This window comes from Paenibacillus sp. D9 (assembly GCF_001188365.1).
Taxonomy (GTDB): Bacteria; Bacillota; Bacilli; order Paenibacillales; family Paenibacillaceae; genus Paenibacillus_O; species Paenibacillus_O humicus.
In genome coordinates this window covers 18,363-42,395 of sequence record NZ_JZEJ01000001.1, presented here as the reverse complement: position 1 = coordinate 42,395, position 24,033 = coordinate 18,363, and the positions used below count along the sequence as shown (strand labels likewise).

The following is a 24,033-nucleotide window of genomic DNA, read 5'->3' as shown; positions in this document are numbered from 1 at the left end:
TATGAGGACTGGAATCATGCCTGCTGCAGCGGTTGAACCCGAGCAGCTTGGTGTTATATATCTCAGCCTTTGACCGCTCCGGCTGTAATTCCCCGCACGAGCGGCTTGAGGCCCAGCGCCAGCAGCACGAGGGACGGCACCAGGACGAGCGCCACTCCGCAGAGCACCAGATTCCAGCTCGTCAGCTCCTCGAACTGGAGCATCGCGATTCCGATCTGGACCGTCCGCATGGCATCGCTGCTCGTGATGAGCAGCGGCCACAGGTACTGGTTCCAGCCGTTCAGGAATACATATACGGCCAGCGATGCGGCAGCAGGCCCGGACAACGGCAGGACGACGGAGACGAAGTGGCGGAAATGCCCGCAGCCGTCGATGCGCGCCGCCTCGAACAGCTCGCGCGGCAGCTGCAGGAAAAACTGGCGGAGCAGGAACACGCCGAATGCCGAAGCCGCGAAGGGCACGATGAGCCCTTGGAACGAATCGAGCCATCCCCAGCTTTTGACCGTCAAATAATTCGGGATAATCGTCACTTCCCACGGAATCATCATCGTGCTGATGAACAGCGCGAACCAGAATCGGCTTCCCGAGAACCGGATGTAGACGAATGCGTAGGCGGCCAGCGCCGCCGTCAGCACCTGGAGCACCATGATGGCGATCGCCAGAACAAAGCTGTTGACGATGAAGCCGAAGATCGGCACCGTTTCAATCGCGTTTTTGAGCCCGCCGGTGTACAAGCCGGACGGAAGCAGCTTGGGCGGATACTGACCCGCTTCGGCCGGAGTCATGAAGCTCTGGGCATGCAGATACAGCAGCGGTCCCAGCACGAACAGCGCCAGCAGGATGAGCGAGCCGTAAAGGCTGAACAGCCGGACCGGATGGCGCGAATGCCCGTATCCCCTCACTGGTAATGCACCTTCTTTCCAAGTACGAGGAATTGAACCGCCGTCAGCAGGAGCATAAGGGCGAACAGGACGATCGCGAGCGCGCTGCCGGTGCCGAACTGGTAGTTGACGAACGCTTCGCGGTAGATGGAGTACACCAGCACATCCGTAGAGCCGGCAGGGCCGCCCCGAGTCAGGATGTTGACCTGCCCGAACGATTGGAAGGCACTCATGATCGAGACGACCGCAAGGAAGAACAGCGTCGGCGACAGCAGCGGCAGCTTGATCGAGAAAAACGTTCTCCACATCGAAGCGCCGTCGATCCGCGAGCTGTCCATGACATCGTTGTCGAGCCCTTGAATGGCGGCCAGGAGCAGGACGAAAGGAAACCCGGAGTTCATCCATATCGTCATGAGCGAGACGGAACCGAGCGCTGCGGACGGATCGGTCAGCCACTGGACCGGGCCGATTCCGAGCTGCCCCAGCAGGTAGTTGAGCATGCCGAGCGTCGGATGGTACAGGATCATCCACAGGATGGAAGCCGTTCCGACAGAGAGGGCAAGCGGAACCGAGAAGACAAAGCGGAAGATCTTGCTGCCTCTGCCTGCGGCATGGACGAGGCTGGCGCAGAGCAAGCCGAGGGCTAGCCCGGCCGGCACGGTCAGCAGCGTGAACTTGACTGTGATCCAGAGGCTGTTCCAGAAAGCGGACGATTCCAGCATCCGCGAATAGTTGTCCCATCCCGCATATGCGGCGACCCTGCCCCGGGGGTCCGTAAGCTGGAAGCTCAGATAGACCGAGCGGGCCATCGGATAAAAGAGAAACAAGGTGAATACGGCCAGGCTCGGCGCCAGAAACAAGTAACCGAGCAGCTGTTCCCGGATCCGCCTCAGTCTGGCTGCGGCGATCGGGGTACCAGCCTCGGAGACCGGGGACAAGACCGGTTCAGGCTTGTCCTTATAGAGGGATGAGTCCATGGGTGATTGCCACCGCCCTTTCAAGAGATTGCATGGCCGGAGTCGGCTTGGCAACTCCAACGATAACGCCCTTTTGTAACCCCTATGTCAGCAATTTATTAAGATTAGGAAAGGCCATAACGCTTGCCTGATGGCAGGCATCTCTTTCTAAAGATTTCTTTAGATTTCAAATCCATGGGAGACAGGCTTTCAGAGACGGCATATAATGATGGCGAACGGGATCGCCGAAAGCGGCTTCTGCCGGAACGGAGCCACACTGGGAGGGAACAAGAGGATGACAGGAGAAATCGAGCTGGACGGAAATGCAGGCAGCCCGATCGTGATCGGGCATAGAGGCGCAGCCGGGGAGGCGCCCGAGAACACGCTGGCGAGCTTCAGGCTTGCGGCCGAGCAAGGAAGCCATATGGTGGAGCTGGACATTCACTTGTCGGAGGACGGCAAGCTCATCGTCTGCCATGACGATACGCTCGACCGAACGACGGACCGCACCGGAGCGATCCGCTCGCTGCATTCGGACGCCATCCGCGGGGCGGACGCCGGGAGCTGGTTCTCGCCTTCGTTTGCCGGGGAAAGGGTGCCGTTTCTGGAGGAAGTCTACGACCTCCTTCCGCCGCACATCGAAATCAACGTTGAAGTCAAGGATGCCGGAGGCGCGCTGCTCGACGAAGTTCTGCTGGACTACCTCCGCGGCGGCAATCGCCTGGAACGCACCGTCGTGTCCTCCTTCGACCACAAGCTGCTGCTCAGGCTGAAGCAGGCGGAGCCGGAGCTCCGCATCGGACTGCTGTATGCCGCCGATCTCATCCATCATGCCTCCTATGCGGCTCTGCTGGAGACGGAGGTATGGTCGCTCCATCCGCATCACGGCCTCATCGGAGCCAAGGATGCCGGGGATGCCATCGCCGCAGGGCTCCGCATCTATCCTTACACGGCCAATCATCCTGCCGAGTGGGACCGGCTAGTCTCCGTCGGAGTGACGGGCATCATCACCGATTATCCAGGCCGATTGAAGGAGCATCTGAGCAGCCGTTGAAGCCATGCGCAAAGCAAACAGCCTGCACGATTGTGCAGGCTGTTCTTTGTTTTTATTCGAGCGTCCCGCTCGTTGACATGCTGGATGGCTTCCTCGATGTCTCTATAAGTCAGTATCTGGAGAATCGGATCGAAATCTCCTCCTGCATGATGTTCATGGCCGCGTTCACGTTTTTGAGAACCGGTAGAAAAGAACATAACAAAGCCCCCCGCATGAAAGCGGGGGGCTCGGGACATCATACGTTCAAATCCGGGCGCTTGCCCGTAACGAGGTAAGTGACGCTCTCGCCGATGTTCGTCGCATGGTCGGCAATCCGTTCGATATAGCGGCCGACAAAGCTGAGCAGCATCGCTTGGTTGATCGTACGGGGATTCTCGACCATGATTGTGAACATCTCCCGGATGATCTGCGAATAGAGGGCATCGACGATGTCGTCGTCCTTCGCCATCTTGTAGGCCAGATCCACATTCTCCTGCACGTAGGACTGGATGGATTCGAAGATCATCGTCTGCACGGTCTCCGCCATGCGCGGCAGGTCGATCAGCGGCTTGATCAGCTCTTGGCCGTCCAGTCGCATGACGACCTTGGCGATGTCGACGGACAGATCGCCCATCCGCTCCAGGTCTCCCGAGATCCGGAACGCCACAAGAATGCGGCGCAGGTCCTTGGCGACCGGCTGCTGCGTCGCGATCAGCTTGGAGCCGAGCTCGGTGATCTTCTCCTCCAGGCGGTTCAGCTCCGGATCCTCCTGGATGATCTGAGCCGCTTCCTTGGCATTGATATGGATGAGGGAATACATGGATTTGGTCAGCGCCGATTCGACATGGTCTCCCATTTCGACCAGCATGGCCTTCAATTGATCCAGTCCTTCGTCAAGCTCCTTGCGTTTGATCACGTTCTCTCTCTCCCTCTCCCGGCTTCAGCCTTAACCGAATCGCCCTGTAATATAGTCTTCCGTCCGCGCATCCGTAGGATTGGAGAACAGCTTCTCCGTCTCTTCCGCTTCCACGAGCTCTCCATTGAGGAAGAATACCGTGCGGTCGGAAACCCTGGCCGCCTGATGCATGTTGTGCGTCACCATGACGATCGTATACTCTTTCTTGAGCTCGCGGACGAGCTCCTCGATCTTGAGCGTCGAGATCGGGTCCAGAGCGGACGTAGCCTCGTCCATGAGCAGCACCTCAGGCTCCACGGCCAGAGCGCGCGCGATGCACAGCCGCTGCTGCTGTCCGCCCGAGAGGCTCAGCGCGGACTTGCCGAGCAGATCCTTCACTTCCTCCCACAGCGAGGCGCCGCGCAGGCTGCGCTCGACGATATCGTTCAGGCGGGATTTGTCCCGGATGCCATGCAGGCGCGGACCATAGGCGACATTGTCGAAGATCGACTTGGGAAAAGGATTGGGCTGCTGGAACACCATGCCGACACGCTTGCGGAGCACTTCCACGTCGGTGTCCGCGCCGTAGATATCCTGTCCGTCCAGCTTGACGCTGCCGCCGATCTGAACGCCGGGCACGAGGTCGTTCATCCGGTTCAGCGTGCGGAGGAAGGTGGATTTGCCGCAGCCGGACGGTCCGATGAAGGCCGTCACGGTTTTTTCGGGAATGCCGAGATTGATCTCCTTCAGGGCGTGAAAGTCTCCATAATGCAAATTAAGACGGTCGATCTCCATTACCTGGTTCATAGTGTCCCCTGCTCCCATTCGTCTTGGAATCTTAGCCGAAGCGGCCCGAGATGTAATCGTCGGTCTGCTTGTTTTCCGGATTCGTGAAAATGATGTTCGTATCGTTGTGCTCGATCAGGTTGCCCATATAAAAGAATGCGGTCTTGTCCGACACACGGGCCGCTTGGGCCATGTTGTGCGTGACGATGACGATGCAGTATTCCTGCTTCAGCTCCGAGATCAGCTCTTCGATCTTGGACGTGGAGACGGGATCCAGTGCCGACGCCGGCTCATCCATCAGCAGCACTTCCGGCTCGACCGACAGCGTGCGGGCGATGCACAGACGCTGCTGCTGGCCGCCGGACAGCGACAGCGCGGACTGGTGGAGACGATCCTTCGTCTCCTCCCACAGAGCCGTACGCCGCAGGCAGGATTCCACGATCTCGTCCAGCTCGCGCTTCTTCTTCACGCCATGATAGCGCGGACCGAAGGCGATGTTCTCGTAGATGGACTTGTAGAACGGATTGGGCTTCTGCCAGACCATTCCGATCCGCTGCCGCAAGGAGACGACATCGGTGCCGGGAGCGTTGATATCCGCTCCGTCGAACCAGATGCTCCCAGTCATGCGGGCGTCGGGAATGGTGTCGTTCATCCGGTTCAGGCTGCGCAGGAACGTCGACTTGCCGCAGCCGGAAGGCCCGATCAAGGCGTTGACGCTTCCCTTGGCGAAGCGCAGGCTGACCTTCTTCACCGCTTCCTTATCCCCGTAAAATACGCTCAGGTTATCCGCGCTAAGCGCATCCGTCCCGGCGTGTTCCTCTGCACGGGCCCCGGGGGCCGACTGTGTAGACAATGCCATGGAATATAGCCTCCTCAGATGAGATTAACGAGATGCGGTCAGCTTGCGGTATAGGAAGCGGCCCAGCCAGCGCGACCCGAGGTTGAACAGCAGCACGGTCAGAATGAGCACCGCCGAGGCGCCGGCGGCGATCTGCGCCGCATCGGGCGCGACGCCTTCGCTGTTGATTTTCCAGATGTGGACCGCCAGCGTCTCGGCAGGCCTCAGCGGATTGAGAGGCGATACCGGGCTGAGCGGATTCCAGTCCGTGAAGTCCAGGCGCGGCGAGCTCATGCCCGCCGTGAACAGCAGCGCCGCCGCTTCGCCGAAGACGCGGCCTGCAGCTAGGATGGTGCCGGTCAGAATTGTCGGCAGCGATACCGGCAGCAGCACCTTGGTGATCGTATGCCAGCGCGTCAGGCCGAGCGCAAGCCCGGCTTCCTTCTGCTCGCGCGGCACTCCGCGGATGCCTTGCTCGGTGATCCTTACCATGAGCGGCAGGTTGAACACCGTCAGAGCCAGCGCTCCTGCGAGCAGCGAGAACTTAAGGTCGAAATACTGCACGAAGACGAGCAGGCCGAACAGGCCGACGACGATGGAAGGGAAGGAAGAGAGCACTTCGACAACGAGGCGGATGAAGTCCGTGAACCGTCCCGGACGGGAATATTCCGCCATATAGATGCCGGCTCCGATGCCGAGGGGAACCGTTATGATCATGGTCAGGACAAGCAGGAACAAGGAGTTGAAGAGCTGCGGCCCGATGCCGCCTCCCGTCTTGAACGTCTCTGGAGGAGAGGTCAGGAAATGCCAGCTGATCTGTCCGAGGCCCCGGTACAGGATGAATCCGATCAGCGAAGCCAGGACGGCGATGATCAGGAAAGCGAAGAAATAGAATACGGCGGTCGCGATGCGGTCTGCCGTTTTGTTGGACATTCTCATCTGCGTGCTCTCCTCTCCAGAAGGCGTACAATGCCGACAAAGACAAACGTCATGACGAGCAGGACGAGAGCCAGGCTCCAAAGAACGTTGTTCTGCACCGTGTCTTTGACCGTGTTGCCCATGCTAAGCGTAATGACGCTCGTCAGCGTGGAAGCCGATTCAAACAGGGATCTGGGAATATGCGGCGAGTTGCCGATGACCATCTGGACCGCAAGCGCCTCGCCGAACGCGCGGGCGATGCCGAGCACGACGCCGGTCAGCATCGATGGCAGCACAGCGGGCAATATGCTGCGGGAAATCGTCTGCCAGCGGGTGGCTCCGAGCGCATAGCTGCCTTCCTTGAGGCCGCGCGGCAGGTTGGACAACGAATCCGTGGCGATGGAGGTGATCGTCGGCAGGATCATGATCGACAGGACGATCGCGCCCGCCGCGATGCCGAGTCCCTGTCCGGGGAAGATCGAGCGCAGGAACGGCACGACGACGCTGAGGCCGACGAAGCCGTACACGACCGAAGGAATGCCGGCGAGCAGCTCGATGACCGGCTGCATGAAGCGTTTGCCGAACTTCGGCATCAGCTCCGTCATGAAGACGGCCGCGCAGAAGCTGAGCGGCGCCGCGATGCAGGCCGCAAGGATGGATGTCGCGAACGACCCCGTGATGAACGGAAGCGCGCCAAAAGAAGGCGGCTCGCCGTCCGGCGACCACTTGATGCCGGTCAGGAACTCCGATACGCTGACCCCGTTTGTGAAGAAGGTGGCAAGTCCTTTGGATGCGACGAAAAAGACCATGGAAAAAATCGTAACAATAAGTATGGCTACGCAAATAAGGGTATAGGCTTTGCCTTGCCATTCGCTCGCCGTACGGCTGCGTCTGGAACGCTTCGGCCGAGCTGGATTGCCGGCGGAAGGCCCCCCCTTCTTGGCTCCGGCGGAATCAGGCTTGCCTTGGGCTGGCGCTGCTGCAGGCTTTGCGTCTCCGGGGCCGCCCGGGGAAGGTTGTCTCATGGCGTTCATTTCTCATCTCTCCTTACGCCTTGGCATTTTCATGGCGCAAAGCCAAGGCGCGGAAGTGGTTTCCGCGCGCTTGGCCTGCTGCAGCGCGCCGTTGGCGCAACTGATCTTATTTCGTAATATTGCCTGCTTCGTCACGTTTTACTTGCATCTCGTGGATCGAGATGTAGCCCAGATCCGTGATGTCGGTTTTTTGAACGTCGTCGCTCAGCATGTAGTCGATGAAAGCTTTCACGATTTCGTTAGGCTCGCCTTTCGTGTACATGTGCTCGTAAGCCCATACCGGGTAGGAACCGGATTTCACGTTGTCGGCCGTAGCGTCTACGCCGTCAAGCTTGATCGTTTTGACGGAATCGTCCAGGTAGGAGAGAGCCAGGTAGCCGATGGCTCCGGGAGTTTCGCCGACAAGCTTCTTGACCGTGCCGGAGGAATCCTCTTGAATGTTGCCGGGAAGGTCTTCGGATGCCGTTCCAAGAGCGTATTTCTCGAACGTCTTGCGCGTTCCGGAGCTGGATGGACGGTTGACGATGACGATTTTCTCGTCTTTGCCGCCGGCGTCTTTCCAGTTCGTGATTTTGCCGGTGAAGATGTCGACCAGCTGCTGCTTCGTCAGGTTGTCGATGCCGACTTCCTTGTTCACGACCGTTGCCATGGCTACAACTGCGACTTGATGATCAACCAGCTCTTGAGCTTTCGCTGCATCGGCATCTTTGAATTTCTCGCCGGCGAAGATGTCGGAGTTGCCGATATCGGCTTGGCCTTCGGATACTTGCGTCAGGCCGGTGCCGCTGCCGCCGCCTTGGACTTGAACCGTGATGCTGGAATATTTGGAGTCGGCCATGAATTTCTTGGACACCTGCTCAACCAGCGGCTGCATAGCCGTCGAGCCTGCTGCCAGGATGGAACCGCTGAGCTCGGAGCCGCCTGCTGCATTGTTCGTGCCGTTGTCGTTTGCTTTGCTTCCGCAGGCTGCCAGCGTCAGCGCAAGCACCATCGTCATCAGGACCAACATCGTTTTCTTCATTTCGTTTTAAATCCCCTTCCGAGAACCAAGTTTGTTCTGCCTCACAAGACTTATTGTACAAGCGCCTTGTTAAAGGGATATCTTCGGTTTGTAAAGGCAATTGTAAAATTGAATAGACGCACTCTATGAATACCCGTAAAAATGATATACTTATTCTATACTCTATCCGGAATGAGGTCATTTATCATGACGTTGATCAAATGGAGAATTATCGTGCTCATTGAACAACTGAAAAAGGTCACCTTGGTTGCTCAGGAACTGGGCCTGAAGCAGCCTACGGTGACCTTTCATATGAAATCGATGGAGGAAGAATGGGGGATGCCTCTGTTCGAAATGAAGACAGGCCGGATCCTTCTGACGGACGCAGGCCGCAGGCTTCACCGGTACGCGCTGAAGATGCTGGCGCTGCAAGAGGAAGCCGCTCGCGAGATGAGGCTCCGGGGAGGCAGCCACAAGCGCCTGTCCTTGCTCGCGGACGCTGCTTGCAGCAGCATCATGGCGTCATTCGCCGCATTCGCGCTGGAGCCGGCCGGGTACGGAATCGAATGGCTCCGTATTGAAGAAGGATCCGGCATGCATGCCGATATTCGTATTCGGGAGCGGCAGGAAACGGCTGATGCAGACTGGCTGCCCCTTCCCGATGCCGACCTGAGACTTGCGGTCTCCCGTGAATGGGCCCAGGCAGCAGGCATCCAAGCCGCACAGGCCGCCCTGGAATCCGGCAAGCCCTGGATCGCGCCGGCTGCCGGCACCCGGCTGCGAAGCCAAATCTTGACCTGGGCGGCCGCAAGGGGACTGGATCTGGAAGAAGGGCATGCGGTGCCCGATGCCGTCATGGCGGCTTCGCTTGCAGCAGCCGGGCTGGGCGTGGCTGTCGTGCCTATCTTTTCGGATCCCCGCTTCGCCCAAGCGGCAACATGCGTTCTGCCGGATCCGGGACGAATGCTGCTGCTGCCGCTGAACGGCATTCCGCCCTATCGGCTTGAACTCAAGCTCGGCGCCGGAGTTCCATCCGAAGCACGGCTCGCGATCTCCTCCTGGCTGCAGAGCCCGCCGGAATAAGCAGCGCAAGCCGTATCCGGCTTGCAGCGCGATCGTCCGCTCAGCGGTCTCCCGCCTCCGGCTTCGGTTCCGCGGATGAATGGCGGCTGTTCAGGATACGCCCGGCAATCAACACGGCAATGGCGATGACAACCGGGATGACATGGTCCGCGTAGGCGAACAGCCCGGACAGCTTCTCCCCGACCGCCTTGTCGTCCAGAAGCATCTCCCCTGCCGTGTAGCCGAGCAGCGCAGCCCCAAGAATGACGATGATCGGATACTTGTCCATAATCATGACGAGCAGCTTGCTTGCCCATATAATGAGGGGAACCGTCATGGCGAGGCCGATGAAGATGAGCAGGTAGTTGCCTTGCGCTGCGCCTGCCATGGCCAGCACGTTGTCGAGGCTCATGACGAGATCCGCGAGAATGATCGTCCGTATCGCCGCGCCCAGTGAGCCGCCAGCCTTGATTTCCTCTTCCTTGTCTCCGGTCTGGAGCAGCTGCACGGCGATATAGACGAGCAGGATGGCTCCGGCAAGCTGCAGGTAAGGAATCGAAAGCAGCTTCACCGCCACGAACGTCAACATGACCCGCAATGCGATGGCTCCGATGCTGCCCCACAGGATCGCCTTTTTTTGCTGTTCGGGCGGCAGCTTGCGGCTTGCCATCGCTACGACGACCGCGTTGTCTCCGCTTAGGACGATATTGATCAAGATCAATTCCAACAATCCAACCCAAAATTCCAACGCAAGTCCTTCTTTCCGGAGCAGGCTCCAGCCTGCTGCCCGTCCATAATCTTGATGAGTAAACTTATTCTATGTAAACATATTATAAAACCCATATCAAATCCTGCCTATAATCGGCTTGTCTTGAAGGTCAAACGAAAAGGCATCTGATCCGGGCTGCGATGCAGCCTCGGACAGATGCCTTTCTCATCCTGCTAGGAGCGCTCGATAACAGGCTCGTTCGTCTCCTGGCTCAAGCGGACCAGCATATGAGCGAGCTTGTGGCGTTCATCGTCCTTGCCGACCTTCCACAGCTCCTGCAGCAGCTTCTCCTCGCTGTTGCGGGGCTCTTCGTGCTTGGCCAGATAATCAGCGACTTTCTCGGCGGCTACCGCGAGCTGCTCTTCATCGAGGCCGATTCTCCTCGCCAGATCGATCCGGTTGCCCAGATAGCTTTTGAATTCGCCGAAGCTGGCGAGAATCTGTTCTTTTTTGCCCTCGTCCATATTTCCGATCGTTTCCTTGACTTTGTCGTAGGCTTCCGCGCCGTTCTTGATCTCCTGCTCTTGTGCCATAGTCATTTCATCCTCTCGGGTAAAGGGTTTGTCCTGCCTGAGCCTTCATTACCCTGGGGATATTCGCCTTAAACGAAGAAATGGACCTGCCGCATGCCGGCGAAGGTCCATTCCAAGCCATGAATGAATAAACTTCAAGAACGAATAAAGTTATTGATGGAATCCGTTCCAGCTCGTCACATCGTCTACGGAGAGACGGACCGTAGGATGGCCCGGCTCGGCTGCCTTGCCGACAGCGATCAGCATGACGTTGGCATAACGCTCCGAGACACCGAACATTTCGCGGAACTGATCCGTGTTGTAGCCAGCCATCGGCACCGTGTCCAGTCCTCTGGCGCGAGCGGCCAGCATGAGCTGCTGGGACACCAGGCCGCCGTCGATCAGAGCGCCGTGCAGCACGCGGTCCCGGCTGAGCCCGCCGTAGAATTTGTTCATATTGCCGATCAGCTTGTCAGCTGTCTCCTCGTTCATATATCCAGCCTCGACCGCCTTGGCATAGATGCGCGGCGCTTGCTTATAGGCCTCCAGATCGACAAGTACGGCGATGACGGCGGAGGAAGAAACGATCTGCTCCTGGTTGAAGGCTACGGGAAGAAGCTTTTGCTTCAATTCCGGATCCGTAATGACGATGAAGCGCCATGGCTGCATGTTGCTGCCCGATGGAGCCAAAACGGCTGCGGACAGCAGCTCCCGGATTTCCTCATCCGTCAGCTTATGGGAAGCGTCATACTTGCGGACGGAACGGCGTTCCTTGATGACCGTGTGAAAATCGATAACCGGCTGCTGGACCTTGCTTTGCTCAGGAATGATGGTCATTCTCTGCACTCTCCTCATCGTCAACTGTATCTACATTGATGACAGTATAGTAACATCGTCACATATCCGTGTCAACGGATAGGAATAAATGGTTTTGTCTTGAAAAAAGAGGCAGGCGCGGATCGCTGATCCGCACCTGCCCGCCTTGCATCCGCACTTGCGTGCAGACGTTCGATTACGTATCCAGTCCATGTTCCTCGCGGATCTTGTACATGCCGGTGACAAGCGGATCCGCCGTATCCCGGTTGAGCAGATGGAGCGCCAGCAGGTAATGGAACGGCAGGGCGACAACGTTGTTCCCGTCGGTGATCGAAGGGAACCCGGCTTCGACAACCGGCCCATGCTCGGGATGGACATCGATATCGACATGAACCGGCTCCGGAGCGAACTCCTCGCGGACCGTCTTGGCGATATGCGGGACGATGACCTGATCGAACAGGAACTTCGCTTCGTCTTCGTTTTGAGGCGGAGGCGGTACGAGCCTGCTGCGTTCTCCCCTTAGTATATCCACGAAGAAAGAAGACAGCCATAAGGCCGGGTCTTCGTTTTTCTGGAAGTTCTGGACGAGCTCGTTCATGAAAAATCCGCATGTATACAAGTTGCCGTTAGGATCCGTCAGCCTGTACATGACGAGAGGTCCGTACATCGGGTGGCTGATGACCTGCCCGTCCACTTCGTATTCATCCTGGTAAAACGTTCTAAGCGCCGTCTCTCCATGCTGGTAGAGCGCCGATATCATGTTCATCAATTCGGTTTCGGTAAGTCCGGGCTGTCCTTCAGGAACTTCGGTTCCCGGAGCTGCCTGCTTGTCTTCGGTATCATGGTTTGTCGTCATGCACGCATCCTCCTATCATGCGTCCATCTTACCATTCCGCATAGGAAAGGGAAAGCCATAAAGCGATTTCAGCAGAGGAATAAACTTCCTTTTTTCATCCTCTTGCCGCCGGATACTCGGAACGGACCCAGCTGTGATCCTTGCTGATCGCGTCGTCCGACACAAGCAGGTAAGCCGTTCCCGGCTTGGCGGCGCCGCCCTCGTCAAGGGTCGTGTCCAGGTGGAGCCACGAATCTCCCAGCTTGACCAGATTCCATACATGCTTGGATCCCTTGGAGTCCCCGTATACGATCCGGCTGTCGAATCCAGCCGCTTCGAGCATCCGCTGCGTCATCAGAGCATAGCCCTGGCATACAGTGCTCCCGCCCTTCGCCAGGCCGTCGTAAGCGGAATGGCTGGAGAGCGAATAATCATAGGCGAACCGGCCGATCACCCAGTCGTGGATCGCTTTCACCAGCTGCCTGTCCGTCATGCCCGGCTTCACCAGCGAATCGACGGCTTCCTTCGCCGTTTTGCGGACGTATTCGCTCTGCTCGGCTGTTTCCCAATACTCCATCTTGAACGTGATGGAGGCCTGATTCCTGGTGCTCGTCCAGCTCCAGCTCATTTTTTTCAATACAAAGCGCATGTAGTCGTCCTTGCTTCCGACCTGCTTGAACAGCTTGTCCAGCTGCTTGGCCAAATCGGAGGTGTCGCCTGTATAGTTGACCGTGACGGAAGTCCCGTACGCCTGCTTCATGACGCCGTAGACGATGGACGCCGCTTCCTCGAAGGAATCGGCCGCATAGGCGCCTCCTGCGGCATAAACGGCGGCTGCAGCCGCAGGCTCCGACGCAGCGGAAGCCTGCACGGGAGCTGCGATCCATGCGGCTGCCGCAGCTGCGGCGGCGATCCCTCTGAACCATCCTTTGAATGCTGAGCGAATAATCTTCATTCCGATAACCTCCGTTTGAGCCCGCGGCCTCGCCTGTTATGTATCTATCGAACTATCAATATATCATGTTGTAGTTCGCAAGTAGCGGGTTTTTGTTTACTAGATTATTCGGATCGAACCATTTCATAATGTATATACGACTATAGAAATAGTTCTTTGGGCCCATCATCATTCTTTCGCTTCTTCTATATAGGTGGAATAGAGACCGGGATTCACGGCACGTCCGTCTGGGCAAATTCCGAAATGACTCTCGGGCAGCCTGATTCTAAATTCGCGGCAGAGGTTACTTATTGGCATGAGGGAAACACGACACTAAAAGAAGAAAAGGGAGGAAATCATCATGGCATGGTTATGGGCATTGATTGTAGGAGGCATCATCGGCTGGCTGGCGGGCATGTTAGTTGGCCGCGACGTTCCAGGCGGCATTATCGGAAACATCATCGCAGGTTTTGTCGGCGCTTGGCTCGGTTCCATGCTGATTGGCGAATGGGGTCCTGTCGTTGGAGGCTTCTACTTCATTCCGGCTTTGATCGGAGCTATCGTGCTTGTCGCGATCGTCAGCCTTATTCTCGGAAGCATGCGCAGAGCTTCTTAATTGGAAGCAGCGCTACGCTTAAGCAAAATAGCGCATGAAAAAACCGCCCGGCTCGGGCGGTTTTTTCATGCGCTTATTGGCAGAGCGAAGCAAATTTCAACAATCCGGATGGCAACAGCCTGGAGTTCATGTGCGCCGTGGAAGTACCCGAAACAATGAGGGATATAACGGACAAGCTCTCGCTGGAGCAATGGAACGAGCTGTCATGCTAGCTGATCGCTGATAGCGTCGATTCGCTCAGCTTCCTTCCGCCTATGCAGACGCTGGCTCATGGCCGGATTCTCTCTCAGGCTTGTTCCTTTTTCAGCTCCACTCGCCGGTGACAAGCCCGCGCGCCGCGGTCAGGAGAGCCCTTTTTTGAGCGGCTGCCTGAGTCTCGGTCAGTTCCCCTGCGGAGATCTGACGCTCCAGCTCCGCCTCCCATGGCTGGTAGACGCCCCGGATGACGGCGTCCTCCGCGCTGCCGGACAAGCTGGCCGCTTCGGCCGGCGTCTCTCCGTTCCTCAGCCGCTCCACAAGCTGGTCCACAGGCAGTCCCGCCGCTTGCGCGGCAGCCGCCGTCCACCCTATGCGGCTTGCGTCGATCCGGTCGGACTGCGTCTTCTCCAGCACGGCTGCCGATGCATTCGCGCGGGAAGGGACGGACATCGCGCTGCTCATCGACAGCATCAGCAGCAGAGCGCTGGCTGCGATGAGCCGGGCTTGCCTGGATTTGCGGTCGCTCCTTGAAGTCCTCGCCGCAGCGTTGACAGCCGGGAGATCAGCTCCTTGTCTTTGGTCCACGTTCATTCCGCCTTTCGCCGGCGTCCGGATGCCCGGACAAGCCGCTTATATACCTTCATTGTAACGGGCATAGGTTAAGCCCGGTTTAAGCGACTCTTAAGAAAGCATTAAATTTCGCCAGCATAGGCATCGCTTGAACGACAAGGCATTAAATTCAGTTTATTCTTTGAAAGGAAAGAATAGAACTCAAGAAAAGAATGACTATGGTCGCGGACCTGTTTGATTTGAATGTAGTGTACGTTTATTTCACCCCCTTCCCCCTTTCGGCAGGAATTCATTTTTTGAAAAGTCCGTTTATTATTCGATGGTTCCATATGAAGCGGATGTCATCGACCATCCTTCTTATGCGGCGGAATGAAATAAAGCCGTATGGCGACAGCCGCTCTCAAGCGGCGCCGCCATACGGCCTGTATGCAATTCGCAGGATAATCTATTCCTCGTAAATCTTCGTCAGCATCGCGCCAAGCTCCTGCAGCGCCTGCTCTTCCTGCTCCCCTTCGGTTTCCACCGTGATTTCGTCGCCTGCGGCGATGCCGAGCGTCAAAAGACCGAGAGAGCTTTTGCCGTTGGCTTTCTTGCTGCCCTTATGCAGCGTCACCTTGCAAGGAAAAGAGCTTGCCTTCTCGACGAACAGCTTGGACGGACGGGCATGGAAGCCCTGCGGATGAATGACGGTGAAAGTTCCGGTTGCCATGATTATGCTTCACTCCTTAGTTGTTGGTTGACAAAATCGAGCACTTCCTGCTGCGAGTCCATGCCGAGAGCTTCTTCGGCCAGCACGGCCCATTCCTGCTGCGACAGGCGCGACACCAGCTCGCGCGCCGGCAGCACCGAGGAGGCGCTCATGCTGAATTCATGCAAGCCCATGCCGAGCAGCAGCGGGATCGCTGCCGAATCGCCGGCCATCTCGCCGCACATGCCGGCCCATTTGCCGTGCTTTTTCGCGGCTTGAATGACCATGTTCACCAGCCTCAGGATGGATGGATGATGCGGCTGGTACAGATAAGCGACCGATTCGTTCATGCGGTCTGCCGCCATCGTGTATTGGATGAGATCGTTCGTGCCGATGCTGAAAAAGTCCACTTCTTTCGCAAGCGCTTCGGCATTGAGCGCCGCTGCCGGAATCTCGATCATGATTCCGACCTCAAGCGAATTGGATACCGGCACGCCCTCGGACTCCAGAGAAGCCCGCTCCTCCGCCAGGATGCGCTTCGCTTCGCGAAGCTCGCTGACGACAGCGATCATCGGGAACATGATCGCCAGCTTTCCGTGGGCGCTCGCCCTCAGCAGCGCGCGAAGCTGGGCGCGGAACAGATCCTGCCGCTCCAGGCAGAGCCGGACGGCGCGAAGGCCGAGAAACGGATTCGCTTCCTTAGGCAGCGTCAAGTAAGGAAGCTCCTTGTCTCCGCCGATGTCGAGCGTGCGGATGACGACGCGCTTGCCGTTCATTTTCTCCAGCACATGCTTGTAGACGGTGAACTGCTCCTCCTCGGACGGGAACGTCGAACGGCCCATATAAAGGAACTCCGTCCGGAACAATCCGATGCCGTCCGAGCCGTTCGCCAGCACCTTCTCCAGATCCTCGACGCCGCCGATGTTGCTGGCCAGCTCCACCTCATGGCCGTCGGTCGTGACGGAAGGACGGTTCACGAACTGCTGCATGCGCAGCTTGTAGTCCTCGTATTCCCGCTTGCGGGCCTGATAGTCCTGAAGCTGGGAATCGGAAGGAGCCACGATCACCTTGCCTTCCACCGCATCCAGAATGACGATGGTTCCGGACTCGATTCCTGCGGCGGCAGTTCCTGCCCCTACGACGGCGGGAAGCTCCAGGGAACGGGCCATGATCGCAGAATGGGAAGTGCGGCTGCCGATCTCCGTCACGAAGCCGCGCACGTAATCGAGATCGAGCTGAGCCGTATCGGACGGCGTAAGATCGTTCGCAATCAGAATCGTCTCCTCGTCCAGCTCCGACAGCGCGCTGTGCTCGCGTCCCTCCAGCTTGCTGATGACCCGCCCGGCGACGTCCTTCACGTCCGCGGCGCGTTCCCTCAGCAGCTCGTTGTCCATCGATCGGAGCACCTCGACGATGGACGAGGACACTTCATGCAGCGCATAAGCGGCATCCACTCCATCGCTGTCGATCATGTCCATCGCAGCGTCGATCAGGTCGGGATCGTCGAGCAGGAACAGATGGGCTTCGAATATTTCCGCCTTCTGCGCTCCGAGCTTCTCCAGCGTACGCTCCCGAATGCGGTCGATATCGACCCGTGCCGCCTCGACGGCCTCCTTCAGCCGCTGCTTCTCCGCTCCGGCATCCCCGGCAGTCTTGCGCGGCGGAACCGACTCCGACTGCTGAAGGCGGTACGCCTTCGCAATCGCGATGCCGGGCGATGCAGCTACTCCAGTAATCAGTTGGCTCATGCTGAACTCCTTCTTTCTCTATCGCACTCGTTTGTCTCTGTCTGTTTTATACCCGGCTGTACTTCTCGATGACGCTCACGGCGAGCGGATGGCCGGATTCCACTCCGCTCACTTCGCTGAAGGCTGCGGCAGCCCCATCGGAGGCAATCATTTCCTGCAGCTTGGCTGCTTCGGGATCCTCCGCATAGTCGAACTTCAAGGCCAGCGCCATCACCTCGGCCAGGGAGTCCGCATGGCCGCCCTGCTCCAAAGCCCGCAGCGCCGGCCGGATCAGCCGGTCGTCCGGAGACAGCTTGCGGATCGGCGAGCGGCCGACGCGCACGACCTCGTCGGTGAGATACGGATTGCGGAAGCGGTCGAGAATCGTATCGATGTAGACCTTATGCTCGCCTTCGTCGAATCCGTAAGCCTTGACGAGCATAGCGCCCGTCTCCGCCAGCGCGCCCGAGACAAGCTTCACGATCTCCTCGTCCCGCATCGACTGCTGGATCGTCTCGTAGCCTTTGTTGTAGCCCGCATACGCCGCGCTGCAGTGGCCGGTGTTCACCGTGAACAGCTTGCGCTCGATGTAAGGAACGAGATCGTCCACATAATGAACGCCGCTGATTTCCTGCGATCCGGGCAGCATTTGCGAACGGTTGACGACCCATTCGTAGAAGGGCTCCACGGTTACGGCAAGAGGATCCTCATGATGCTGGATGGGCACGATCCGGTCGACCGCCGAGTCGGGGAATGCTGCCGCCGCCTCCGCACGCTTGGCATTGTCAGCACCGAGCAAAGCGTAGACATGCTCTTTCAGCAGCGTGCTGGCGCCGATCGCGTTCTCGCACGCGATCACATGCAGAGGAGACGCGCCGCGCTCCATGCGCAGCTTCAATCCGTCCGCGATGCCGGGAGCGATATGCTTCAGGATCGGCACGCCGACCGCCGTCGTGACGAGGTCCGCCGAGGCGACCGCTTCAGCCACAGCTGCGGCGTCGCGCCCGTCGATCGCCGACACTCCGGTCACCTCGACGGCTTCTCCGCCTTCATCCGCGAGCGTCACCGTATAGGAGCCGCGCTCCCGCAGCGCCTTGACGAGCGTTTCGTTCACATCGGAAAAGACGACGTCATAGCCGGAACGCGACAGCAGCAGCCCGATAAAGCCTCGACCGATGTTCCCGGCGCCGAAATGGAGGGCCTTCATTCTTCCATCCCGCTTTCGAAAATCGAGATGATTTCCTCCGCCGATCCGGCAGTGCGGATCTTCTCCATGTTCTCCTCGTCGGAGCAGACCATCGCAACGCTCGTCAAAATGTCCATATGCTCGCCGTTCTGCGCGGCGATGCCGACGATCAGCACGGCAGGCTCGTCGCCGCCGAAGTCGACGCCGCCCGGAACCTGCAGCACGGCAAGGCCGGTCGATTGGATCATCGCTTTGGCTTCGTTCGTGCCATGGGGAATGGCCAGTCCGCTGCCCATATAGGTGGAGAGCACGTTTTCGCGCTCGATCATTTTCTCGATATAGCCTTGGTCGGCATGCCCGGCGTCGACCAGCATCTGGCCCGCCATGCGGATCGCTTCGAATTTGTCGGCCACCTGTACGTTCAATTTGATTTTGTCTGCCGATAAAATGCTCATCTTCCTCACTCGCTTTCCAGTTTTGTTTTGAGATATCCGCGGAGATGGGAGGCGATCAGTTCCCTGATCCTGCTCTCCCGGCCCTCCGCGAGTGCCTGAATCATCCCGTCGTCCAGCAGCGTGACGCTGACCTCGCTGAGCACCTCGAGGCTTTCGCGCGACAGCTGGCGCGGCGCCAGCATGAGCAGGAAGCGGGCAAGCCTCGGCCCTTCCGCACCATCCAGCCGCAGTGCCGATTCCATCTCGAACAATAACAGAGAAGGCTTAAGCACAGCGTCGGTGCGGGTGTGGAACAGGGCCAGCTCCGTGCCCGGTATGAGCTGTGTCCCGTTTTCCTCGCGGCGCAGCAGCAGATCGACGACTCGATGGACATCCTTGACCGTGTCTCCGAGCGCCCCATGCCCGCATGCGGCGCTCAGCCACTTCTCCAGGGTGGGCCGTCCGTCAACGGACAGCTTCAGCACCTTGAAGGCATTCAGCAGCTCGATGCACTGCTTGGTAGCCGCCCCAAGCTGCTCCAGTCCCGTAAGACCGGCCGCCTCCGACAGCTTGACCGCATCATCCGATAGGGAGCTCGCTTCCGGCGGTTCCCATTCCTTGAGCAGCTCCGCCGCAGCCGTATCGCCGGCAGGCGTCGGCCGGAGGCCTTCATCCTGCCAGCTCTTGCTCCGGATGAATTCGCGGAGGCGATCCGCCTCGGGCGGGGTGAGAAGCGGGCTCAGCTTCAAGTACTGGTCTTCTGGCAGGGGCAAGTCCACCGTGCTGATGATGAGGTCGTAATCCGACCGCGGTATGCGCGCCGCCTCATACCAGGATGCCTGGTCGACGATCTGCAGCTGCGGGAACTCCTTGCGCAGGCGGACCGCAATCATTTTGGAAGAACCGATTCCGCTCGTGCATACGACGATTGCCCGCATGACTTGGCTTACTTGCCGGAGACGCTCCCGGGACGCCCCGAAATGCATGACGAGAAATGCGATCTCTTCGTCGGGAACCGTGAATCCGGGCAGGGCGGAATCGGCTGCCTGCCGAACCTGGCGGTACAGCTCCGGGTATTCCTTGCGTATGGCATCCAGCAGCGGATTGCGGATCCGCTGGCCTGCCCCCAGCCTCTCCAGAGCCGCCTTCAGATGGGCGAACAGCCCGTCGCGCAGCGAGCGGTCCGCCGAATAATCGGTCCCGTCCAGCTCGCTCATGCGGCGGATGAACGACCGCACCTTGCCGGCCAGCTCCAGGTCGTCCGCCGCCAGCGAGCCGGAAGAATGCGAGGACGCTCGGCGCAGCAGCTCCGCTGCATAAGCGGCTTCCGCCGCGGAATAGGCGATGCCGAGAGCTTCCCCCAGCATGCGGCACAGGATGGCGGCCGAACCGGACTCGCCTCCGGCGGCTTCGCCGGCTGCTTGCCCGGAGGCTGCGCTTTTGCGCGCATAGGCGAGCCGGTCCATATCCCCTTCGCTGACAGTCATCCCCGCTTCTATTCTTACCGCCCCGATCGACAGCCGAACAAGCAGATCGGTATAGGCCTCTTCGCTCAGCGTTTCCCGCTGGTTTCCTTCTTCCCATCTCCAGAGCGCCTCTTCCACGAGCCCGATCCGGTCCGCACCCGCCATGCCCGCAATCATCGCGTCTACCGGGTGGATCGGCTGATCGTCGCTGCCGGCGATCAGCCGCAAGTCGTCCAGGCGCAAGCGGACGACCGCTCTCACCGCTTCCCGCAGCAGAGGTTCGGAACCGGTGATTTCAACCCCGTATCCCCGTCTGCGGATAAGCAGCAGACCTTGCTTTCCCGTCCATTCGGACAGGTCGTCCAGATCCGCTCCTACGGTCGGCACGGTCACCTTCATCTCCGAAGCCAGCGAGAACAGCTTCACCGGCTCCTTGGACGCCAGCAGGCGGCAGAGCAGGTACACCTGCCGCTCATCGGAGGAGTACTCCGCCTCCTCGGGAATGAGCACCTGGGCCCGGAGAGCTTCAAGGCGCTCCGGATCCCCCTCGACGCTGAGACCCGAGCCGGCTTTGCGGCGAAGCATGATTCCGCTGCGATGCAGGAAACTCTCGACCGCGTCCAATTCCCTGTGCACCGTCCGGGCGCTGACGCGGATCGTACGAGCGATTTCCGCCACGGTGATCTCGTATGGGGGACGAAGCAGCGAATCGAGAATCTGGCGCATCCGATACGTTAGCTCCATGAGCCTGCTCCCCCCGTACGGCCGCAAAAAGGCGGTTGGATGCCGGCAATTTGCCCGCATCCACTCGCCTCAAGCCTATTATTCGTTCGTCAATCGTTTGACGAGCTCGTCGTATTCCGGACTTTTCAAGAAATTGTCGATGGAAATATGCTCCGCCTTCGGCGCTACGCCGCGAGCGCGGTCGGTAAGCGTCTTGTGCGTAATGACGATGTCCGCATCCGACGGGATGTCGCTGATCGCGGTATTCGTGACTTCGATCGGCGAGCCTGCAGCCTTCATCTTCTTGCGGAGGATGGATGCGCCCATGGCGCTGGATCCCATGCCTGCGTCGCAGGAAAAGACGATTTTATGCACTTCATCCTTGCCCTTCAGACCGGCCGACATTCCTGCAGTCGCTTCGCGAGCGCCTTCGGATGCCGCAACTGCGGCCGAGGCCGGAGTGCCGGAAGCCTTCATGTCTTTCATGCGCTGGGTTGCAGCTTCCAGATCGTCTTCGTCTTCATCTGCCTTCTTGCTCGTCTTGAGCAGCAGCGCGGCAATAAGGAAGGATACGACCGCAGCCGTAATCACGCCGCTCAGAACCGGGAGAATCTCGCCGCGCGGCGCCATCGCCAGGTAAGCGATGATGCTGCCCGGGGACGGAGGTCCGACGAGGCCAGCGCTGAACAGGGAGAACGTGAACGTACCGGTTACGCCGCCTGCGATGGCAGCCAGAATCAGGCGAGGGTTCATCAGGATGTACGGGAAGTAGATCTCATGAATCCCGCCGAAGAAATGGATGATCGCTGCGCCGGGAGCGGACTGGCGGGCAGCTCCGCGGCCGACGAACATGTAGGCCAGCAGGATGCCGAGACCCGGGCCCGGGTTGGACTCCAGCATGAACAGGATCGACTTGCCGGCTTCCTTGGCTTGCTCGACCGCGATCGGGTTCAGGACGCCGTGATTGATCGCATTGTTCAGGAACAGGATCTTCGCCGGCTCGATCAGGATGTTGACCAGCGGAATAAGATGGTGGGCGACCAGCCAATCCACGCCTGTGGAGAGGATGTTCGTCAGGCCTTCAATGATGCGTCCGATGACCGCGTAAGCGACCAGGACGAGTCCGCCGCCGATGATGCCGAGCGAGAAGTTGTTGACGAGCATCTCGAAGCCGGGACGAATCTTGCCTTCGACGGCCTGGTCAAACTTCTTCAGCACCCATGCCGCGCCGGGACCTACGACCATCGCCCCGAGGAACATCGGAATGTCGGTGCCGACGATGACGCCCATGGTGACGAGTGCGCCGATGACGCCGCCGCGCTGCTTGTGGATCATCGAACCGCCGGTATAACCGATCAGCAGAGGAAGCAGATAGGTGATCATCGGGCCGACGAGCTTGGCGAGATATTCGTTCGGGAACCAGCCTGTCGGTATGAACAAGGCCGTGATCAATCCCCAAGCGATGAACGCTCCGATATTCGGCATGACCATGCCGCTAAGGAAGCGTCCGAATTTTTGAACTCCTACCCGGGCACCGCCGGATGAGGAGGATGGAGTGGTTTTAGCCACGAGGTGTACCTCCCTATGGTTGTCTTCTGTCGAACGGCAAGATGGCATGAGCCGTTCGTCCTGTATTCATCCTATCCCACAACCACCGCTCCAACAACAAAATGAAAACGCTATATTGTCAGGAAGCCTGCTGACAAGACTTTATTAAACAGCCGGAATAGATCTGAATATTCCAGCGATTTCGGGACTTTGCGGCGGCTTTGCCATCCGGATGGTATACTGATGGGACAGGAATCGAAGGATTCATTCTTACATTGTTTGTATAGGGAGGAAGAACTATGCCCATAGACCACGGCATGATTCAAAAAACGATTCAGCGGCACGGAGCGCGCTGGAAGGAGATTTCTCTGCGCATCGCCAAAAACCCGGAGCTCGGCCATGAGGAGTTCCTGGCCTCTTCCCTGCTTGCCGACGAGCTCGAGCAGCAAGGCTTCTCCGTCGAGCGCGGCACGCTCGGCATGAAGACAGCCTTTGTCGCCTCCTACGATTCCGGCAAGCCCGGGCCCGTCGCCGCTTTTCTGTGCGAATATGACGCTCTTCCCGACATCGGCCATGCCTGCGGCCATCATATCATCGGCGTCATGGGCGTCGCGGCGGCTGCCGCCTTGAAGTCGGCGATCGGCGAAACCGGCGGAAGCATCCGCGTATTCGGCACCCCGGCCGAAGAAACGAGCGGCGGCAAAGTGCCCATGAGCGAAGCGGGCCTTTTCGACGACTGCGGCTTCGCGCTCATGGCTCATCCCTACCATTCCCACGAACGGTCCGGAGCATCGCTTGCTCTCGATGCGGTCCGCTTCGAGTATCACGGCCGGACGGCCCACGCGGCGGCTAGCCCGCATCTGGGCATCAACGCCCTCGATGCCGTGCTGATGCTGTTCGGCTCCAGCAACGCCATGCGCCAGCAGACGCGCAGCGACGGACGCATTCACGGCATCATCGACCACGGCGGCCAGGCGCCCAACATCATTCCCGGTTATGCTTCCGCCAAGTTCTATGTCCGCTCCGGCGACCGGGCTTATACGGATGAGCTGACGGCAAGGCTCACCGCCTGCGCGGAAGGCGCAGCGCTCCAGACCGGCTGCAAGCTCGAAGTCTCGCGGTTTGAATTCAGCTATGACGAGCTGCGGACGAACGAGGCGTTGTCTGCCGTCTACACCTCGAACCTGATCGCGTCCGGCGTTGCGGAGGATGAAATCATATCGGGCAGCGACCACGGGTCGCTTGATCTCGGCAACGTCTCTCTCCGCTGTCCGGCCATCCATCCCTATCTGAAGGTCGTGAACGAGAAACTGGGCCTGCATACGGCGGAGTTCCGGGATGCCGCCATGAAGGAGGAGGCGCTGGAAGCGATGCTGCAAGGCGCCGGCCTGCTCGCCTCCACCGCCTTGGACGTATTGGCGGATCCCGAGCTGTACCGGCGGATCCGGGAGGAGTTCGAGCGCGGGAAGTAAGCCGGCCGGGACTTGCGCCGGTGGAGCCTTGGCTGTTGGTATAGGTGCTCAGGTTGCAGCAGCGGCTGGCCTCCGGCACTGCGACCGTGTTGTGGTCCATGCTCTTGGCGCTTGGTGCTGCTCCCGGTATCCCTTA

Annotated in this window: 24 protein-coding genes; 4 read left to right on the top strand and 20 right to left on the bottom strand. The window is 59.0% G+C overall.

Annotation, left to right across the window (positions count from 1 at the left end; genetic code table 11):
* Window positions 1–62: 62 nt before the first annotated feature.
* Window positions 63–902 (bottom strand): carbohydrate ABC transporter permease, encoded by an 840-nt coding sequence (locus VE23_RS00185; RefSeq protein WP_049867029.1) that lies wholly within the window; start codon window positions 900–902, stop codon window positions 63–65.
* The gene (locus VE23_RS00180; RefSeq protein ID WP_049867028.1) at window positions 899–1,858 is read right to left on the bottom strand and encodes a carbohydrate ABC transporter permease; all 960 of its coding nucleotides are present in this window, start codon (window positions 1,856–1,858) and stop codon (window positions 899–901) included. The genes VE23_RS00185 and VE23_RS00180 overlap by 4 nt, the downstream gene beginning before the upstream one ends.
* Window positions 1,859–2,132: 274 nt before the next feature.
* Between VE23_RS00180 and VE23_RS00175 the strand changes: the two genes are divergently transcribed.
* Complete coding sequence (locus VE23_RS00175; RefSeq protein WP_048745460.1) at window positions 2,133–2,891, top strand: glycerophosphodiester phosphodiesterase; 759 nt, start codon at window positions 2,133–2,135, stop codon at window positions 2,889–2,891.
* Window positions 2,892–3,126: 235 nt separating this feature from the next.
* On the opposite strand, the gene phoU is transcribed toward VE23_RS00175, so the two are convergent.
* The 6 genes from phoU to VE23_RS00145 all read right to left on the bottom strand — a co-directional run bounded on the left by phoU (window position 3,127) and on the right by VE23_RS00145 (window position 8,362).
* On the bottom strand, window positions 3,127–3,786 hold the full coding sequence (gene phoU, locus VE23_RS00170) for a phosphate signaling complex protein PhoU (protein ID WP_049867027.1): 660 nt from the start codon (window positions 3,784–3,786) through the stop codon (window positions 3,127–3,129).
* Between the two features lie 30 nt (window positions 3,787–3,816).
* The gene (gene pstB / locus VE23_RS00165; RefSeq protein WP_048745432.1) at window positions 3,817–4,572 is read right to left on the bottom strand and encodes a phosphate ABC transporter ATP-binding protein PstB; all 756 of its coding nucleotides are present in this window, start codon (window positions 4,570–4,572) and stop codon (window positions 3,817–3,819) included.
* A 31-nt stretch (window positions 4,573–4,603) separates the two neighbouring features.
* Window positions 4,604–5,410 carry a phosphate ABC transporter ATP-binding protein PstB gene (gene pstB, locus VE23_RS00160; protein WP_083436334.1) on the bottom strand — a complete coding sequence of 269 codons (807 nt, stop codon included), beginning with the start codon at window positions 5,408–5,410 and terminating at the stop codon, window positions 4,604–4,606.
* Window positions 5,411–5,434: 24 nt separating this feature from the next.
* Complete coding sequence (gene pstA / locus VE23_RS00155; RefSeq protein WP_048745457.1) at window positions 5,435–6,322, bottom strand: phosphate ABC transporter permease PstA; 888 nt, start codon at window positions 6,320–6,322, stop codon at window positions 5,435–5,437.
* A 2-nt stretch (window positions 6,323–6,324) separates the two neighbouring features.
* Window positions 6,325–7,332: a phosphate ABC transporter permease subunit PstC gene (gene pstC / locus VE23_RS00150; protein ID WP_083436337.1), complete on the bottom strand. Its 1,008-nt coding sequence runs from the start codon at window positions 7,330–7,332 to the stop codon at window positions 6,325–6,327.
* 115 nt (window positions 7,333–7,447) lie between these two features.
* Entirely contained in the window at window positions 7,448–8,362 is a 915-nt protein-coding gene (locus VE23_RS00145; RefSeq protein ID WP_021877762.1) for a phosphate ABC transporter substrate-binding protein PstS family protein, read from the bottom strand.
* A gap of 186 nt (window positions 8,363–8,548) precedes the next feature.
* Between VE23_RS00145 and VE23_RS00140 the strand changes: the two genes are divergently transcribed.
* Window positions 8,549–9,424 carry a LysR family transcriptional regulator gene (locus VE23_RS00140; protein ID WP_048745431.1) on the top strand — a complete coding sequence of 292 codons (876 nt, stop codon included), beginning with the start codon at window positions 8,549–8,551 and terminating at the stop codon, window positions 9,422–9,424.
* A 40-nt stretch (window positions 9,425–9,464) separates the two neighbouring features.
* Here VE23_RS00140 and VE23_RS00135 read toward each other — a convergent pair whose 3' ends face one another.
* The 5 genes from VE23_RS00135 to VE23_RS00115 form a co-directional block, all read right to left on the bottom strand.
* Window positions 9,465–10,151, bottom strand: coding sequence for a TerC family protein (locus tag VE23_RS00135; protein ID WP_049867026.1), 687 nt, complete (start codon window positions 10,149–10,151; stop codon window positions 9,465–9,467).
* Between the two features lie 194 nt (window positions 10,152–10,345).
* Complete coding sequence (locus tag VE23_RS00130) at window positions 10,346–10,705, bottom strand: DUF3243 domain-containing protein (RefSeq protein ID WP_048745427.1); 360 nt, start codon at window positions 10,703–10,705, stop codon at window positions 10,346–10,348.
* A gap of 150 nt (window positions 10,706–10,855) precedes the next feature.
* On the bottom strand, window positions 10,856–11,521 hold the full coding sequence (locus tag VE23_RS00125; RefSeq protein WP_049867025.1) for a nitroreductase family protein: 666 nt from the start codon (window positions 11,519–11,521) through the stop codon (window positions 10,856–10,858).
* A gap of 175 nt (window positions 11,522–11,696) precedes the next feature.
* On the bottom strand, window positions 11,697–12,356 hold the full coding sequence (locus VE23_RS00120; protein ID WP_049867024.1) for a hypothetical protein: 660 nt from the start codon (window positions 12,354–12,356) through the stop codon (window positions 11,697–11,699).
* Between the two features lie 94 nt (window positions 12,357–12,450).
* On the bottom strand, window positions 12,451–13,290 hold the full coding sequence (locus VE23_RS00115; RefSeq protein WP_049867023.1) for a transglutaminase domain-containing protein: 840 nt from the start codon (window positions 13,288–13,290) through the stop codon (window positions 12,451–12,453).
* A 340-nt stretch (window positions 13,291–13,630) separates the two neighbouring features.
* Between VE23_RS00115 and VE23_RS00110 the strand changes: the two genes are divergently transcribed.
* Window positions 13,631–13,885: a GlsB/YeaQ/YmgE family stress response membrane protein gene (locus tag VE23_RS00110; RefSeq protein ID WP_048745422.1), complete on the top strand. Its 255-nt coding sequence runs from the start codon at window positions 13,631–13,633 to the stop codon at window positions 13,883–13,885.
* Between the two features lie 303 nt (window positions 13,886–14,188).
* Here VE23_RS00110 and VE23_RS00105 read toward each other — a convergent pair whose 3' ends face one another.
* The 7 genes from VE23_RS00105 to VE23_RS00075 all read right to left on the bottom strand — a co-directional run bounded on the left by VE23_RS00105 (window position 14,189) and on the right by VE23_RS00075 (window position 22,446).
* Entirely contained in the window at window positions 14,189–14,668 is a 480-nt protein-coding gene (locus VE23_RS00105; protein WP_157053882.1) for a hypothetical protein, read from the bottom strand.
* A gap of 430 nt (window positions 14,669–15,098) precedes the next feature.
* Entirely contained in the window at window positions 15,099–15,362 is a 264-nt protein-coding gene (locus tag VE23_RS00100) for an HPr family phosphocarrier protein (protein WP_021877772.1), read from the bottom strand.
* A gap of 2 nt (window positions 15,363–15,364) precedes the next feature.
* Complete coding sequence (gene ptsP / locus VE23_RS00095; RefSeq protein WP_021877773.1) at window positions 15,365–17,089, bottom strand: phosphoenolpyruvate--protein phosphotransferase; 1,725 nt, start codon at window positions 17,087–17,089, stop codon at window positions 15,365–15,367.
* Between the two features lie 46 nt (window positions 17,090–17,135).
* The gene (locus VE23_RS00090) at window positions 17,136–18,275 is read right to left on the bottom strand and encodes a mannitol-1-phosphate 5-dehydrogenase (protein ID WP_049867022.1); all 1,140 of its coding nucleotides are present in this window, start codon (window positions 18,273–18,275) and stop codon (window positions 17,136–17,138) included.
* Complete coding sequence (locus tag VE23_RS00085; protein WP_049867021.1) at window positions 18,272–18,709, bottom strand: PTS sugar transporter subunit IIA; 438 nt, start codon at window positions 18,707–18,709, stop codon at window positions 18,272–18,274. The genes VE23_RS00090 and VE23_RS00085 overlap by 4 nt, the downstream gene beginning before the upstream one ends.
* 5 nt (window positions 18,710–18,714) lie before the next feature.
* A complete protein-coding gene (locus tag VE23_RS00080; protein ID WP_049867020.1) occupies window positions 18,715–20,898 on the bottom strand; it encodes a BglG family transcription antiterminator in 2,184 nt (727 codons plus the stop codon).
* A 78-nt stretch (window positions 20,899–20,976) separates the two neighbouring features.
* Window positions 20,977–22,446 carry a PTS mannitol transporter subunit IICB gene (locus VE23_RS00075; protein ID WP_049867019.1) on the bottom strand — a complete coding sequence of 490 codons (1,470 nt, stop codon included), beginning with the start codon at window positions 22,444–22,446 and terminating at the stop codon, window positions 20,977–20,979.
* Between the two features lie 278 nt (window positions 22,447–22,724).
* Here VE23_RS00075 and VE23_RS00070 point away from each other — a divergent pair, with 278 nt between their 5' ends.
* Complete coding sequence (locus VE23_RS00070) at window positions 22,725–23,897, top strand: M20 family metallopeptidase (protein ID WP_084781192.1); 1,173 nt, start codon at window positions 22,725–22,727, stop codon at window positions 23,895–23,897.
* Window positions 23,898–24,033: the final 136 nt, after the last annotated feature.